Source organism: Phytobacter sp. MRY16-398, from assembly GCF_003925915.1.
Classification (GTDB): domain Bacteria; phylum Pseudomonadota; class Gammaproteobacteria; order Enterobacterales; family Enterobacteriaceae; genus Phytobacter; species Phytobacter diazotrophicus.
Genome location: NZ_AP018756.1, coordinates 2,329,802 through 2,344,883 on the forward strand (window position 1 = coordinate 2,329,802; position 15,082 = coordinate 2,344,883).

The window sequence follows — 15,082 nt, forward strand, 5'->3', positions numbered from 1 at the left end:
GCCAATGCGGTTGTTTATTGCCGAAAAACCCAGTCTGGGCCGCGCCATTGCGGATGTGCTACCCAAGCCACATCGCAAAGGCGACGGCTATATTGAATGTGGCAACGGGCAGGTGGTGACCTGGTGTATCGGTCACCTGCTGGAGCAGGCACAGCCGGATGTCTACGACAGTCGCTATGCGCGTTGGAATCTGGCGGATCTGCCGATCGTGCCCGAAAAATGGCGGCTGCAACCGCGGCCTTCCGTGACCAAACAGATTAATGTGATCAAGCGGCTGCTCGCCGAAGCGACGGAAGTCGTGCACGCGGGTGACCCGGACAGAGAAGGGCAGTTGCTGGTTGATGAGGTGCTTGATTACCTCGAACTGTCGCCGCAAAAGCGTCAGCAGGTCCAGCGCTGCCTGATTAACGATCTTAACCCCCAGGCGGTGGAGCGGGCGATCTCTCGCCTGCGCGCCAACAGTGAGTTTATTCCTCTGTGCGTCTCGGCACTGGCCCGTGCACGCGCCGACTGGCTGTACGGCATCAATATGACTCGCGCCTATACATTGCTTGGGCGTAATGCCGGGTATCAGGGGGTACTTTCCGTTGGACGCGTACAGACGCCGGTCCTTGGGCTGGTGGTGCGCCGCGACGAAGAGATCGAGAACTTCGTGGCAAAAGATTTCTTCGAAGTGAAGGCGCACATTGTCACTCCGGCCGGAGAGCGGTTTACCGCCCTGTGGCAGCCGAGCGATGCCTGTGAGCCTTATCAGGATGAAGAAGGGCGCTTACTGCACCGCCCGCTGGCCGAGCATGTGGTCGCCCGTATTACCGGGCAACCGGCGAACGTTACCGCGTATAACGATAAGCGGGAATCGGAGCCGGCGCCGTTACCTTTTTCGCTTTCGGCACTGCAAATTGAAGCCGCGAAACGCTATGGCCTGAGCGCGCAGAACGTACTCGACATCTGCCAGAAGCTCTATGAAACCCACAAGCTGATTACCTACCCGCGTTCGGACTGTCGCTATTTGCCGGAAGAACATTATGCCGGGCGTCATGCGGTGATGAACGCAATTGGTGCCCATGCACCGGATCTTCTGCCGCAGCCCGTGGTGAATGGCGATTTGCGTAACCGCTGCTGGGATGACAAAAAAGTGGATGCCCACCACGCCATTATTCCCACCGCGCGCAGTACAAAGGTGAACCTGAGCGAAGGTGAAGCCAACGTCTACAATCTGATTGCGCGTCAGTACCTGATGCAGTTTTGCCCCGATGCGGTGTTCCGTAAATGCCAGATCGACCTGGATATTGCCAACGGCAAATTTATCGCCAAAGCGCGTTTCCTTGCCGAAGCGGGTTGGCGCACGTTGCTGGGTGCCAAAGAGCGCGACGAAGAAAACGACGGCACGCCGCTTCCGGTCGTGGCGAAAGGTGACGAACTCCTGTGTGAAAAAGGTGAGGTTGTGGAGCGTCAGACGCAACCGCCGCGCCATTTCACCGATGCGACACTGCTGTCGGCAATGACCGGTATTGCCCGTTTTGTGCAGGATAAAGATCTGAAAAAGATCTTGCGTGCGACGGACGGTCTGGGCACTGAAGCCACCCGCGCCGGGATTATCGAACTGCTGTTTAAGCGTGGTTTTCTCAGTAAGAAAGGGCGCTATATCCTCTCGACCGACGCCGGACGCGCGTTGATCCATTCTCTGCCGGAGATGGCTGCCAGGCCGGATATGACCGCGCACTGGGAGTCTGTGCTGACGCAAATCAGCGAGAAGCAGTGTCGTTACCAGGACTTTATGCAGCCGCTGGTTGGCACCTTGCATGAGTTGATTCATCAGGCGCGCAATACGCCAGTGCAGCGGTTTCGGGGAATCAGCGCTCCGGCAGGTGAGAAGAAAAAAACAGCGGGTAAACGCACAACGCGCAAGCCACGTAAAGACGACCCGACACCTCCACAGCCCGTTGCCTGAGGCATGTTTAGCGGTAAGACATCAGCAAATGCATAAGAAGAGGGGCAGTCACGGTAGAATCACCGTGATTTTGCCCAAAGATGACGTTAACTTGCACAATTCGTAAAAAGACGTGATGGTGTCGTCTTCCTGTCACGGCTAAACGGGATTATTATGCGCGCGAACACAGACCATTGAGTAGCAGGACTGGAAAATGAGCGAGCAAAAAGCAATAGAAAAAAGCGAAGTACGTATCCCCGCCACTGTGCGCAACGCGCATTCCGATCGCAATGAAAAAATGTTCAACGAGCTTACCGCGGATGAGCAAATCGCGATCATTCTTAAACGTCACAGGGAAATTGTCTCATCGCTGGTGGTTAACTGAACGCCTGATGAGATTGCCCGGCGGCTTTGCGCTTACCGGGCATGGAACATGCTAGCCGGGTCGACGCAGCGCCGCCCGGCAAAATGACTTAGATAAGCCCCTGACCGATCATCGCATCCGCCACTTTCACGAAGCCCGCAATGTTTGCGCCACGAACATAGTGAGTCTGCTTCGCTTCGCCGCCATACTCCACACAGGCCTGGTGAATATCCAGCATAATGTGGTGCAGACGCGCATCCACTTTTTCCGCTTTCCAGCCAAGACGTGCGGCGTTCTGCGCCATTTCCAGACCTGATGTTGCCACGCCCCCGGCATTCGCCGCTTTACCCGGCGCAAACAGGACGCCTGCTTCCAGGAACAGATCGGTTGCCGCAATCGTGGTGGGCATATTGGCGCCCTCCGCCACCGCTTTCACGCCGTTGGCGATAAGCGTACGTGCGGCATCGACATCCAGTTCGTTCTGGGTGGCACACGGCAGAGCGACATCGACCGGCACTGACCAGGGTTGCTGGCCTTCGAGGTATTGCAGGCCAAATTCACGGGCGTAATCCGCTACGCGCCCATGCTGCTGCTCTTTAATTTCAATCAGGCGCGCCAGTTTTTCGGTGGTGAAACCGGCTTCATCAACCACGGTACCGTTAGAGTCTGAGGCGGTTATCACGCGGGCGCCAAAAGCCATCGCTTTTTCGATAGCATACTGCGCCACGTTACCGGAGCCAGATACGGCCACGCGCAGACCTTCCAGACCCATACCATGGCGTTTGAGCATCGCTTCGGTGAAATACACCAGGCCGTAGCCGGTAGCTTCCGGGCGGATTAAACTGCCGCCGAAGGAGAGACCTTTACCGGTGAACACGCAGGCAGTGTTGTTGGAGAGTTTTTTCATCATCCCGGCCATAAAGCCCACTTCACGCGCGCCCACACCCATATCACCCGCCGGGACATCGGTATCCGGCCCCAGGTGGCGATACAGCTCGGTCATCAGCGACTGGCAGAAACGCATCACTTCCGCGTCGCTCTTCCCTTTCGGATCGAAATCGCTACCGCCTTTACCACCGCCCATCGGTAGGGTGGTGAGGGCATTTTTGAAGGTCTGCTCGAAGCCAAGGAATTTCAGGATCGACAAGTTGACGGACGGGTGGAAACGCATGCCGCCTTTATACGGGCCAATGGCCGAGTTGAATTGCACGCGCCACGCGCGGTTAACCTGCACCTGGTTTTTGTCGTCTACCCACACCACGCGGAACTGAATAACACGTTCCGGTTCAACCAGTCTTTCCAGCAGGGATAGCTGACGGTAGCGAGGGTTTTGTTCGAGAAAAGGCCACAGCGTGGTCATTACTTCACGTACGGCCTGAGCGAATTCAGGCTGATGCGGATCGCGCTTTTGAACGTGGGAAAGAAACGATTCAAGAGAGCATGTCTGTTCCATAGATATAAGAGCCTCTTATGTTGATAGTCAGATTTTATTGGTTGTTGTGAGCTAAAAATTCAGCGTTTTTCGACTATAACATCTGCAATATGCCGTAAAGCAAGCAAAAATAGTCCAGCGGTATCAAATTAATAATGGGTGGCTTGTCATAATAAAAACCGATGAAGAAAGAAAATGCGGTTCGGTAATAGAGATACGTTATAGTGATAAAAGGTTCTATTCAGGAAGAAAATGCTATGAAGCGTTCACTGTGGGTATGGGGTTGTGTACTGATGTTGGTTTCAGCGGGGGCCAGTGCGGAGAGACGCCTGTCGCCGGATGTGCAGGTGAATGTTCCACCGGAAGTGTTTACCTCTGGTGGTCAGCAGAGTTCGCAGCCCTGTAACCAGTGCTGCGTTTATCAGAATCAGAATTACACCGAAGGGGCGGTTATTAAAGCCGAAGGGGTGTTGCTCCAGTGCCAGCGCGATGAACGCACCGTTTCTACAAACCCGCTGGTCTGGCGGCGCGTGAAGCCATAAACGCCTCCAGCAGAGGGATATCGGCAGGCGCAAGCGGCCAGTTAAAGGCTTCCTGTGGCGCGCACCAGATGAGCGCCGCGTGGTGATGACGGGTCAGTGTGCCGGTGAAAGTCGGCACATGCCAGGCATGCAAATTGATTATGCGCCCGGAGACCTCCCGCTGGTGGCTGGCGATGTACGCCGCGGGCACGGCTTCAATGCCCAGCTCTTCGCGAAGCTCGCGTATTAATGCGTCTGACTGGCTCTCTCCGGCCTCTACCTTACCACCAGCAAATTCCCACAGCCCTGCCTGATCGCCTTGTTCCGGGCGTTGGGCCAGCAAAATCTGGCCATCGCGCTCAATAATCGCGGCGACGACCTCTATCGTTTTAAGCATGGTTATCCATTGTTGTGATGCAAACTCCACTCATACCAGCCGCCATCATATACTCCGATGTTCGTCCAGCCCATGGCGCGCGCGCAGATAAACGCCAGTGAGGCCCGCCAGCCGGTTCCGCAGTAAAAAGCGATGTGCTGGTCTGCGGTAATATTCCACGCTTCCCACATGGCCGTAACGTAATCCGCGCAGCGTAAAGTTGCATCCGGATTAAGGAAATCCTCAACACCATCTTTACCGCGTCCGCCACGTCCCCAGCGCGCACCGGGGATCTCGCCACAGGCATCAATATAATCATAACCACTGGTCGCGCCGGAAAACTCAGCCCACGAGCGAACACTCACCATCGAAGCATCCTTACGGTTGAGCAGCGCCCGTGCCTGCGGCAGGGAAAGCATCAATTGAGGCTGAGCAGGGAGCGGTGCGCCAAAATCACAAGCGGACTTGATGGGTAGCGCATCGCCGGATGCCACCGGAAAACCAGCGCAAAGCCATGCTCGCCAGCCACCGTCCAGCACACGCACATCCTGTACCCCGGCGTACAACAGAATATGGGCCACGCGCGCCGCGGCAAGCGGGGTACGGCTATAGAGAATGACCGTGGTATCGCAACGAATGCCGTGCGCGGCCAGCACGTTACGCAACGCCTCAGGAGCAACCACGTTCCACAGGGGCTCGCTTTCCAGCTCGCCTGTATCGAGGTAGTCCGCGCCGGGAATATGCCCTTGCCGGAAGGTATCGCGCATGCCCCAGCCCGCTTCAATCACCGTCCATTTACCGACGGGTTTTTCGCTGACCTGGCGATGAGCGATCAGCGCGTTAAGCCAGCATGCCGGGACGAGTTGATGAAAACCGGGCAAACGTTCGAGGGGGCAAGCGCAGGAGAAGGCGTCGCTGATACGCCATGGCGCATGGAGACCCTTCTGACGTAACCAGGCCTCTACCGCGGCGTTGTCTTCTGGCTCGCCATAGAGCGCGATGCGGGTTTCGGCGCTTAACGGGCGCAGGGCAGACCAGGCGTCAAACTGTGCGTTCGTCATTTCGTCCAGCCAGGAAGCGGCAAGATTACGCGCACCGGATACATGGCCGGATGTACCGTGTAGCGCGTCCGGCCAGCCGTTGTACAAGGCGCTATTGCGAGTATCGATAACTACGCCGTTGTTCTGGCGGAATTGGGAAAGTGTAATGTTTTGAGCCATAGCGTGGCAGGTCCAAAGAGGGCGGTCATAAACATGACCGCCATAATGGGAAAATGACGCTTATTCGACGTTAAATGTAGCCCATACCGGAGCATGGTCGGAGGGTTTATCCATACTGCGGATATCGTAGTCGATGCCGGTTTCGATACAGCGCTCTGCCAGCGGTGAGCTTGCCAGCAGCAGGTCTATACGCAGGCCCCGGTTGTCATCAAACCCTTTGGAGCGGTAGTCAAACCACGAGAAGCGCTCGTTATTATCCGGGTTCGCCGCACGCCAGGTATCCACCAGCCCCCAGTTTATCAGGCGATCCATCCATACACGCTCTTCCGGCAAGAAGGAGCATTTGCCGGTTCGCAGCCAGCGTTTGCGGTTCTCTTCGCCGATGCCGATATCCAGATCGGTGGGGCTGATGTTGACATCACCCATAATCAGCACCGGATTTTCTTTCTTGAGTTCGGTTTCAATATAGTTTTGCAGGTCCTGGTAAAACTTCTCTTTTGCCGGAAACTTGGTCGGATGGTCGCGGCTTTCCCCCTGCGGGAAGTAACCATTGATGACCGTGATGTTACCCAGAGGAGACGGAATTTCCGCCATGATGATACGGCGCTGGGCTTCTTCACCGTCGTCCGGGAAACCGCGACGCACGGAAACGGGCGTCGCTTTGGTCAGCAGCGCCACGCCATAGTGCCCTTTCTGCCCATGATAAAAGACGTTGTAACCGAGTTTCGCGACTTCTTCGAGCGGGAACATGTCGTCGTGGACTTTCGTCTCCTGCAGGCCAATCACGTCGGGCTGATGCTGCTCGACAATCGCTTCCAGTTGATGGGGACGGGCACGCAGGCCGTTGATATTAAAAGAGACAAATTTCATAGTCGCCGCCAGATTGCTGTGGGAATGTGGCAGGGATGTTAGCAGATAATGACAACGGATGCCTATGGGATTGGGCAGGGGGCGGGGCCTGTCTGTATATGGGACAACGCATTTATTAAACCATACATTGCCCACATGCCATCGCTACGCTGAACTTACTGGCACATCAGCCTTTTCACCTTTTATTGCCATACTGTTCGCTTCCCCATGCCACCATCCCTTCCAGCATCTGTTTTAACAGCGTCTGCAATTGAGGGGCGCGGGTCTCAGACCAGGCATAAGGTGGTGTTTCATCCATATAATTCACCTGCGCTAATTCAAGCTGCACGGCGTGGATATCGGCAGCGGGCTGCCCGTAAGCACGGGTGATGTAACCACCTTTGAAACGCCCGTTAAGCACGTGGCTGAACTGCGACTGTTGCTGGCAAATCCCCGTCAGCACACCACTCAATTCGGGCGAGCAACTGGCGCCATTATTGGTGCCGAGATTTAAATCGGGTAACTGCCCGTCAAACAACCGCGGGATGACCGACGCAATGGAGTGGGCATCAAATAACAGCGCATAGCCAAACTGCTGCTTAATCCGTGCGAGTTCGGCCTGGAGGCGCTCATGATATGGCTGCCAGATTTGCGCCAGATAATCCTGACGTCGGGCATCGGTCGGGGCCATTCCGGGCTTAAAGGTGTCACGACCATCAAACAGAGTATCGGGATAGAGGCCCGTCGTTGCCGTGGTATAGAGCGGTTTGTCATCAGACGGTCGGTTCAGGTCGATAACAAAGCGGGAATAATTGCCGACTAAAATACTGGCTCCGAGCGCGCGGGCAAAGTCATACAGACGGGGGATATGCCAGTCCGTATCGCCCAGCGGCTGTGCCGCCTCGCTGAGGCCTTCGGCGACCTCCGGCGTCAGGCGTGTTCCGGCGTGGGGAATACTGATCAGCAGCGGCGATGTGCCCGCCGTGAAATCATAGGGCGCGGTGATAGCTGAAAGACTCATAGGTCATGTTTTCCTCGTACATTTCCGCGATAGACCACTGTGCAGGGCAGTTCTCCGCCCAGCCAGTAGACCAGCTCAGCCGGTCGCGAGAGCGGCCAGTGGATAAAATCGGCGACCTTGCCTGGCGCCAGCGTGCCGTGAGAGTCCTGTAAACCGAGCGCGCGGGCGCCGTGACAGGTGATCCCGGCAAGCGCCTCTTCCGGCGTCAGACCAAACAGCGTGCAGCCCATACTCAGCATCAGGCGTAACGAGAGCACAGGGGAGGTGCCGGGGTTGGCATCGCTGGCCAGCGCCATCGGCACCCGATGCTGGCGGAATAAGGCCACCGGCGGCTGCTGCTTTTCGCGCAACAAATAGAACGCGCCGGGTAACAACACGGCGACGGTCCCGCTGGCCGCCATGGCGATGGCATCTTCTTCGGTGGCATATTCCAGGTGATCGGCCGACAGGGCGCCATGCCGGGCCGCGAGTGCGCTGCCGTGCAGTGAGGAGAGCTGCTCTGCATGCAATTTCACCGGCAGGCCCAGGGCTTTTGCGGTGGTGAATACCTTCTCAACCTGGGCCGGGGAGAACGCCAGATGTTCGCAAAATGCATCGACCGCATCGGCCAGCTTTTCCCGGGCGACAATCGGTAACAGGGTGTCGCAGACAAGGCTAATATACGCATCAGCGCGGTCTTTGTATTCAGGTGGGAGCGCATGGGCGGCAAGGCAGGTCGATACAATATCAACCGGCAACCGGGTCGCTAATGCGCGAATCACCCGCAGCATTTTCAGTTCGCTGTCGATGGACAACCCATAGCCCGATTTTATCTCAACGCTGGTGACGCCTTCTGCCAACAGCGGGCGCAGGCGGAATAACGCCGATTCGATCAGCTCCTCTTCTGTCGCCTGACGGGTGGCGTTAACCGTGGAGATGATCCCACCGCCGGCAGCGGCAATCTGCGCATAACTCACCCCGTTCAGCCGTTGCTCGAACTCACCGCTGCGGTTACCGCCAAAGACCAGATGGGTATGGCAATCGACAAAACCAGGCGTAATGATCCCGCCTGCAAAATCATGCAACTCCGCGTCGGAGAAGGGAGGACAATCGGCGGCCGGGCCGAGCCAGACAATTTTTCCGTCAGTGACAGCAATCGCACCGTTTTCTATCTGGCTGTAGTGTCCGTTTTGCATCGTGACCAGCGTGGCGCCACGCCAGACGCTATCGCAACGGGCGGGTGGCGTGGCGGAAAACGATAAAGATTCGGCTAACGACATGACAAACTCCAGGTTGGATTTATCTTGTATAGACAATTAAAGTCAACCTAACGCATAACCGGAAACGCGGCAAGGCGAGCAGAAAGAGTTTTTTCTTATTGCTGGTGAGCTTACATATCAGGAGACACAGCGGCCAGAAAAGCCGCTATGGGTAAAGCGGGGTTAGCCGTGGCTGGTGAAGCGGCCAAATAGCTGATAGCGCGAACCGGGGTAAACCAGACGGGCGGAGGTGACGATGCGGCTGCCGCTCCAGGTGCGACGGTGGATCAGCAGACAGGGTTCGTGCTCCTCCAGTTGCAGCAATTCACGCTGCTCGTCGCTGGCGCTGACCGCTTCGACCCGATGTTCACCGGCTGTGAGCGGCGATATTTCCATCAGATAGGTGTAGGGCATCTGCTTATTGAAGACCTGACGCAGATAATCCGGCGCGGCGGCCGGGTTAACGTAGCGGTCTTCGATTTGTACGGGGACATTATTTTCGTAATGGACGATCTGCGAATAAAACAGCGTGTCGCCGGGCGCGATACCCAATTGCATGGCCTGATCGGCATCGGCCTCGCGGGCCTCACACACCAGAATCCTGCTGTCGTGGCGATGGCCGCGCTGGGCGATTTCATCGGCAATATTGTGCACTTCGAGCATTGGCGTGTAGGCCTTCGCTTCGGCAACGAAGGTGCCGACACCCTGCATGCGGATAAGAAAACCTTCGCTGGTCAGTTCACGCAGCGCACGGTTAATGGTCATGCGGCTCACGCCAATCTCGTTGACCAGTTCACTTTCCGACGGAATACGTTGATGGGGCTTCCAGGCACCGGAGCGAATCTGGCTGATGATAGCCTGCTTCACGCGCTGATAAATCGGGGCAGGGGTATCACTCATGGCAGCGGCAAGCTCAGACAATGCCTGCCGGGTCACGCCGTGTTGTGCGACACCGTTCGGTGAAGGCTCCGACATTTTCTTACCTCTCAAAAAATCCACAGGTATCAGGAACGTTTCCCCAACGTCCGGCCATGTCCACCGCACAGGGGGTAAGCGCACGTTGATGAAAAAACGAAAATAGTAAAAAAAACACGCTGCAAGTTTACAGCCAATTCAGGCATATGTATATGTATAGACAAATTGGTCAAAGGTTTGGCAGTGGTCTGCGCAACGGTGCTCAGACGTTGCTTTTCCCCGTTCAGGAACGTTGTTATGCCTGCATATTTTGCTCCACGTGTCTTGCTCGCTACAGGTTGGGCGCACAATGTCCGACTGGAGGTTGATGATGTCGGCATGCTGACCGCCATCACGCCTGATGCTACTCCCGATGGCAGTATCCCGCTTTCCGGCCCGGTGGTGCCGGGCATGCCAAACCTGCACTCCCATGCCTTTCAGCGCGTGATGGCTGGGCTTGCGGAGGTGGCGGGCGACCCGCAGGACAGCTTCTGGACCTGGCGGGATCTGATGTACCGCATGGTGCAGCGCCTGACCCCGCAACAAGTCGGCGTGATTGCCCGCCAGCTCTATATCGAAATGCTCAAAGGCGGCTACACCCAAGTGGCCGAATTCCACTATTTGCACAATGACATCAGCGGCAAACCCTATGCCGATCGTGGTGAGATGACCGCACACCTGAGCGCCGCCGCCGGGGATGTGGGCATTGGCCTGACGTTATTGCCGGTGCTTTACAGCTATGCCGGGTTTGGCGGCCAACCCGCTCAGGCCGGGCAAAAACGCTTTATTCAGGATGCCGACAGCTATCTGGAGCAGCAGGCGATTATTGGGCGGCAAATCAACGGAAAACCGCTGCAAAACCAGGGGTTGTGCTTTCACTCCCTGCGTGCGGTTACGCCTGAACAAATGGAGCAGGTGTTACGCGCCAGTGACCCGGCGCTGCCGGTCCATATTCATATCGCCGAACAGCAAAAAGAGGTTAACGACTGCCTGAACTGGAGCGGTCAGCGCCCGATCAGTTGGCTGTATGATCATCTGGACGTGGATGCCCGCTGGTGCCTGATCCACGCGACCCATGCGGATGCCAGCGAAGTGAAAAAAATGGCCCACAGCGGTGCGGTGGCCGGATTGTGCCCAACCACCGAAGCGAACCTTGGCGATGGTATTTTCCCCGGCGTTGACTATCTGGCGCAGGAAGGGCGCTGGGGCATCGGTTCGGACAGCCATGTCTCGCTCAACGTGGTGGAAGAGTTGCGCTGGCTGGAATATGGCCAGCGCCTGCGCGACCAGCGGCGTAACCGGCTGGTCGCTACGGGGCAAACGCGAGTAGGGGATGTGCTTTACACGCAGGCGTTGTCCGGTGGTGCGCAGGCCTGCGGTGTCCCGCTGGGGCAACTTTCGGTCGGTTATCGCGCCGACTGGCTGGTGCTTGACCATCAGGACCCTTACCTGGCCGTGGCAAGCGACAACGAGCTACTTAACCGCTGGTTGTTTGCCGGTCATGCCGGACAAATTCGCGATGTCTATGTTGGCGGCGTGGCGCGGGTTATTGACGGGGTTCATCCTCAGCAGCAGGCCGCCGCGGCTGATTTTCTGCGTCTGTTGCAACAACTTTGTCAGGAGAACGCATGAACAACTGGCATCCGTTTTCCCAGGCGGCGTTGCCGGTAAGTCGCTGGCGCAATGGCGGGGGAGAAACCCGCGAGATCATCAGTTGGCCGCAGGGTACGGCGGAATTTGACTGGCGCGCCAGCATTGCCACTATCGCCGCCGATGGCCCGTTTTCCGCCTTCCCGGGTATTGATCGCTCGATAACTTTACTGAGCGGAGAGGGGGTACATCTGTCCGATGGCGGGCAGCTTAGCCACCGTCTGAGCACGGTCGGCGCACCGTTTGCTTTCAGTGGCGACCTCTCACTCAGCGCGCATCTGCTGGGCGGTATGACGATGGATTTCAATCTGATGACCCGCCGCCATGTCTGCGCCCCTCGCGTGGTCGTCCTGCGTGAAAGCGGGACAGTCACCGCAGAGAAAGGCGGTGTGCTCTACGCCATTGAGGGTGAGTGGCAACTGCCGGACGGGACACGCTTTGGCAAGGGCGACGGTTTCTGGTGGTCAACGAGCGACAGCCAGGCGCATGCGCAGTGGGCTATTTCGTCTTGTGCGCAAACCCATACCGGGCAGGGTCTGCTCTTGTGGGCTGCGGTCACGGACTAACCCGGAGCAGAGTGCACTGAAATAGCGCGCCGGGTGCACTACTTTGATTCGTCAGGCCCACGGTCAGTGGGCGAAAGCAACGATACGGGCGCTCTTCCGGACTGGCACAAAGCTTGCTTTATCTTTCTCGGCTTAATTGTATAGACAAGAATATACAGTAGCGTCATTCGCCGGTGGCATATTGCTGCGCAGGCATTCCCGAGACAGGTAATTTGGCAGGAGTGGCAGATGAGCAACATGATTTCCAGGACTGTACTAAAGCGTTCGTTATTTCTGTTAGGGCTGGCAGTCGCGTTAGGCGGTGCGGCTAATACAGCACTGGCGGCGGATACGCCGGTGGCGATTGGGATTTCCGGCTGGACCGGCTTTGCGCCGCTGACCCTTGCCGATAAAGCGGGCATTTTCAAAAAGAATGGTCTTGATGTCACCCTGAAAATGGTCCCGCAGCAATCCCGTCATCTGGCGATTGCCTCCGGTTCGCTGCAATGCGCCGGGACTACGGTTGAAACCTATCTCACCTGGAATGCCAGCGGCGTGCCTGTTAAGCAAATTGTCCAACTGGATAAATCCTACGGTGCGGATGGGATTGCGGTACGCAGCGGTATCAATAGCGTGGCTGACCTGAAAGGCAAAACGATCAGCGTCGATGCGCCCGGTACGTCATCTTATTTCCTGCTGGCGTGGATCCTCGATAAAAACGGCATGACGATGAAAGATGTCAAGCTCGCGACCTTAGGGCCGGATGCCGCCGCGCATGCGTTCATTGCCGGGCAGAACGACGCTGCCGTGACCTACGAACCGTATCTCTCCAACATCCGCCAGAGCCCGGATAAGGGCAAAATCCTGACCACCACGCTCGACTACCCGATGGTGATGGATACCCTTGGCTGCACGCCGTCCTGGCTGGATAAAAACCCGAAAGCGGCCCAGGCGCTGGTCAACAGTTATTTCGAAGCGCTGGACATGATCAAAGCCGACCCGGATAAAGCCAATGAAATCATGGGCGCGGCGGTGAAAGAGACCGGCAAACAGTTTGCCGAAGAGTCCAGCTATCTGCGCTGGCAGGATCGCGATGCCAACAAAAAATTCTTTAGCGGCGAAATCGTAAGCTTCACCAATGAGGCGGCACGGCTGCTCACGGAGATGAAAATTCTGCGTAAAACGCCGGATATCAATACGTTGTACGACGCGAAGTACGTTACTCAGCCATGAAGGACCATGATATGAACAGTCCTGTCAGTCAGGCCGCGGACTACGCCAGCAAGACCACGACAGACTTACGCGAGCCGGCTCCCCTGCCGGCAAGCAAAAAGGTCTGGCATAACCCGATGATGGTGCCATTACGCCCCGTTGCGCCCCGTCATCGCTGGTTTCTGGGCTTCTGCTTCTTTGTGCTGTTTTTCGCCTTGTGGGCGCTGGTGACCTTTACCGGCCTGGTGGCACCGACCTTCCTCGCAAGCCCCGCCAGCATGGTGCAGGAAGGGGTATTGCTGTTTACCGATTTCGATTTCACCACCGATATCGGCATGACGGTAATGCGCGTACTGGGTGGATTTGTCCTGGCCTGCGTTATCGCCGTGCCGCTGGGCATCTGGATGGGCTCGTACAAGCTTATTGAAGCCTTCTTCGAACCCTTTGTCTCGTTTTGCCGCTATCTGCCAGCCTCCGCGTTTGTGCCTCTTTTGATCCTGTGGGCCGGTATTGGTGAAATGCAGAAGATCCTGGTGATTTTTATTGGCTCTTTCTTCCAGATAACCCTGATGGTCGCTGTCGCCGTAGGTGCCGCGCGTCGCGATCTGGTCGAAGCGGCCTACACGCTGGGGGCGACCAATAAAAGCGTGGTGCGTCGGGTGATTATTCCCGGTGCGGCACCGGAAATCGCCGAACTTTTGCGTCTGGTGCTCGGCTGGGCCTGGACCTACGTCATCGTGGCGGAGCTTATCGGTTCATCCAGCGGGATAGGCCATATGATTGTCAACAGCCAGGCGTTACTCAACACCGGGCAGATGATTTTCGGCATTATCGTCATTGGCTGTATCGGCTTGCTCTCCGACCTGTTGTTTAAAGCGGTCAATCGCCGCCTGTTTGTATGGAGCTCTCTGTAATGAACTATCCGAAGCTCAGCGTTCGCCAGGTAGAGCGTGTTTTCACTGGCCCGAAAGGTGAAAAAACCCAGGCACTGTTGCCGGTGGATTATCAGGTCAATGAGAACGATTTTATAACCATTCTCGGTCCTTCCGGCTGCGGCAAATCGACACTGCTGCGTATTGTCGCCGGGCTGGATCAGCCGACACGCGGTGAAGTCTGGCTGGATGGGGAGCTGGTCGATGGCCCCGGTGCAGATCGCGGCATGGTATTCCAGAGCTATACGCTCTTCCCCTGGCTGACCGTTGAGCAAAATATCCGCTTCGGCTTACAGGAGCGAGGCGTGAGTAAAGCGGCGCAAAAGGAGCGCAGCGACTACTTTATTAATAAGGTCGGTTTGCGCGGCTTTGAGCATCACTTCCCACGGCAACTGTCAGGTGGCATGCAGCAACGTACGGCTATTGCGCGTGCGCTGGCGAATGACCCGAAAGTTTTGCTGATGGATGAACCCTTCGGCGCGCTCGATAACCAGACGCGCGTGATGATGCAGGAGTTACTGCTGTCAATATGGGAGTCATCGCGCAAGACGGTGCTGTTTGTGACGCACGATATTGATGAAGCCATTTTTATGGCCAATAAAGTGGCAATTTTCAGCGCCCGGCCGGGGAGAATCAAAACCGAAGTGGCGGTGAACTTCCCGCACCCGCGTGATTACACCTTAAAGACATCGCCGGAGTTTATGACGCTCAAAGCACGGATAACGGAAGAGATCCGTACCGAAACGCTGCAAACCCTGGATCATTGATCGCTATTTTTTACGTCGTGTTGCCACTTTTTTGTCAGGTTGTGCGTAAGCACCCGGTGGGCCGAGTCCTG

Annotated in this window: 15 protein-coding genes; 8 read left to right on the forward strand and 7 right to left on the reverse strand. The window is 56.7% G+C overall.

Going from position 1 to position 15,082, the window contains the following annotated elements; translation table 11 throughout:
• Positions 1–4 precede the first annotated feature (4 nt).
• Positions 5–1,951, forward strand: coding sequence for a DNA topoisomerase III (locus tag MRY16398_RS11365; RefSeq protein ID WP_107222842.1), 1,947 nt, complete (start codon positions 5–7; stop codon positions 1,949–1,951).
• Between the two features lie 193 nt (positions 1,952–2,144).
• Positions 2,145–2,315 (forward strand): hypothetical protein, encoded by a 171-nt coding sequence (locus tag MRY16398_RS30560; RefSeq protein WP_158276515.1) that lies wholly within the window; start codon positions 2,145–2,147, stop codon positions 2,313–2,315.
• A gap of 88 nt (positions 2,316–2,403) precedes the next feature.
• Here the strand turns inward: MRY16398_RS30560 and gdhA are convergent, their stop codons facing one another.
• A complete protein-coding gene (gene gdhA, locus MRY16398_RS11370; RefSeq protein WP_125124375.1) occupies positions 2,404–3,747 on the reverse strand; it encodes an NADP-specific glutamate dehydrogenase in 1,344 nt (447 codons plus the stop codon).
• Positions 3,748–3,983: 236 nt separating this feature from the next.
• Between gdhA and MRY16398_RS11375 the strand changes: the two genes are divergently transcribed.
• The gene (locus MRY16398_RS11375; protein ID WP_041851651.1) at positions 3,984–4,268 is read left to right on the forward strand and encodes a YnjH family protein; all 285 of its coding nucleotides are present in this window, start codon (positions 3,984–3,986) and stop codon (positions 4,266–4,268) included.
• Here the strand turns inward: MRY16398_RS11375 and MRY16398_RS11380 are convergent.
• The 6 genes from MRY16398_RS11380 to hutC all read right to left on the reverse strand — a co-directional run bounded on the left by MRY16398_RS11380 (position 4,231) and on the right by hutC (position 9,926).
• Positions 4,231–4,644 carry a pyrimidine (deoxy)nucleoside triphosphate diphosphatase gene (locus MRY16398_RS11380; RefSeq protein ID WP_103245549.1) on the reverse strand — a complete coding sequence of 138 codons (414 nt, stop codon included), beginning with the start codon at positions 4,642–4,644 and terminating at the stop codon, positions 4,231–4,233. The two genes, MRY16398_RS11375 and MRY16398_RS11380, sit on opposite strands and share 38 nt — an antisense overlap.
• Before the next feature lie 2 nt (positions 4,645–4,646).
• The gene (locus MRY16398_RS11385; RefSeq protein ID WP_125124376.1) at positions 4,647–5,843 is read right to left on the reverse strand and encodes a rhodanese-like domain-containing protein; all 1,197 of its coding nucleotides are present in this window, start codon (positions 5,841–5,843) and stop codon (positions 4,647–4,649) included.
• A 60-nt stretch (positions 5,844–5,903) separates the two neighbouring features.
• Positions 5,904–6,713, reverse strand: a complete 810-nt coding sequence (xthA, locus tag MRY16398_RS11390) for an exodeoxyribonuclease III (protein ID WP_071195391.1) — start codon at positions 6,711–6,713, stop codon at positions 5,904–5,906.
• Positions 6,714–6,888: 175 nt separating this feature from the next.
• Entirely contained in the window at positions 6,889–7,713 is an 825-nt protein-coding gene (gene hutG / locus MRY16398_RS11395) for an N-formylglutamate deformylase (RefSeq protein WP_125124377.1), read from the reverse strand.
• Positions 7,710–8,972 carry an imidazolonepropionase gene (hutI, locus tag MRY16398_RS11400; protein ID WP_125124378.1) on the reverse strand — a complete coding sequence of 421 codons (1,263 nt, stop codon included), beginning with the start codon at positions 8,970–8,972 and terminating at the stop codon, positions 7,710–7,712. Before hutI ends, hutG begins: the two co-directional genes overlap by 4 nt.
• A 162-nt stretch (positions 8,973–9,134) precedes the next feature.
• On the reverse strand, positions 9,135–9,926 hold the full coding sequence (hutC, locus tag MRY16398_RS11405; protein WP_041851645.1) for a histidine utilization repressor: 792 nt from the start codon (positions 9,924–9,926) through the stop codon (positions 9,135–9,137).
• A gap of 237 nt (positions 9,927–10,163) precedes the next feature.
• Between hutC and MRY16398_RS11410 the strand changes: the two genes are divergently transcribed.
• The 5 genes from MRY16398_RS11410 (at position 10,164) to MRY16398_RS11430 (ending at position 15,011) form a co-directional block, all read left to right on the forward strand.
• Complete coding sequence (locus tag MRY16398_RS11410; RefSeq protein WP_125124379.1) at positions 10,164–11,537, forward strand: formimidoylglutamate deiminase; 1,374 nt, start codon at positions 10,164–10,166, stop codon at positions 11,535–11,537.
• Positions 11,534–12,121: a HutD/Ves family protein gene (locus MRY16398_RS11415; protein ID WP_125124380.1), complete on the forward strand. Its 588-nt coding sequence runs from the start codon at positions 11,534–11,536 to the stop codon at positions 12,119–12,121. The genes MRY16398_RS11410 and MRY16398_RS11415 overlap by 4 nt, the downstream gene beginning before the upstream one ends.
• 228 nt (positions 12,122–12,349) lie before the next feature.
• A complete protein-coding gene (locus tag MRY16398_RS11420; protein ID WP_125124381.1) occupies positions 12,350–13,333 on the forward strand; it encodes an ABC transporter substrate-binding protein in 984 nt (327 codons plus the stop codon).
• Positions 13,334–13,344: 11 nt separating this feature from the next.
• Complete coding sequence (locus MRY16398_RS11425) at positions 13,345–14,226, forward strand: ABC transporter permease (RefSeq protein WP_041851641.1); 882 nt, start codon at positions 13,345–13,347, stop codon at positions 14,224–14,226.
• Complete coding sequence (locus MRY16398_RS11430) at positions 14,226–15,011, forward strand: ABC transporter ATP-binding protein (protein WP_041851640.1); 786 nt, start codon at positions 14,226–14,228, stop codon at positions 15,009–15,011. Before MRY16398_RS11425 ends, MRY16398_RS11430 begins: the two co-directional genes overlap by 1 nt.
• Positions 15,012–15,082 lie beyond the last annotated feature (71 nt).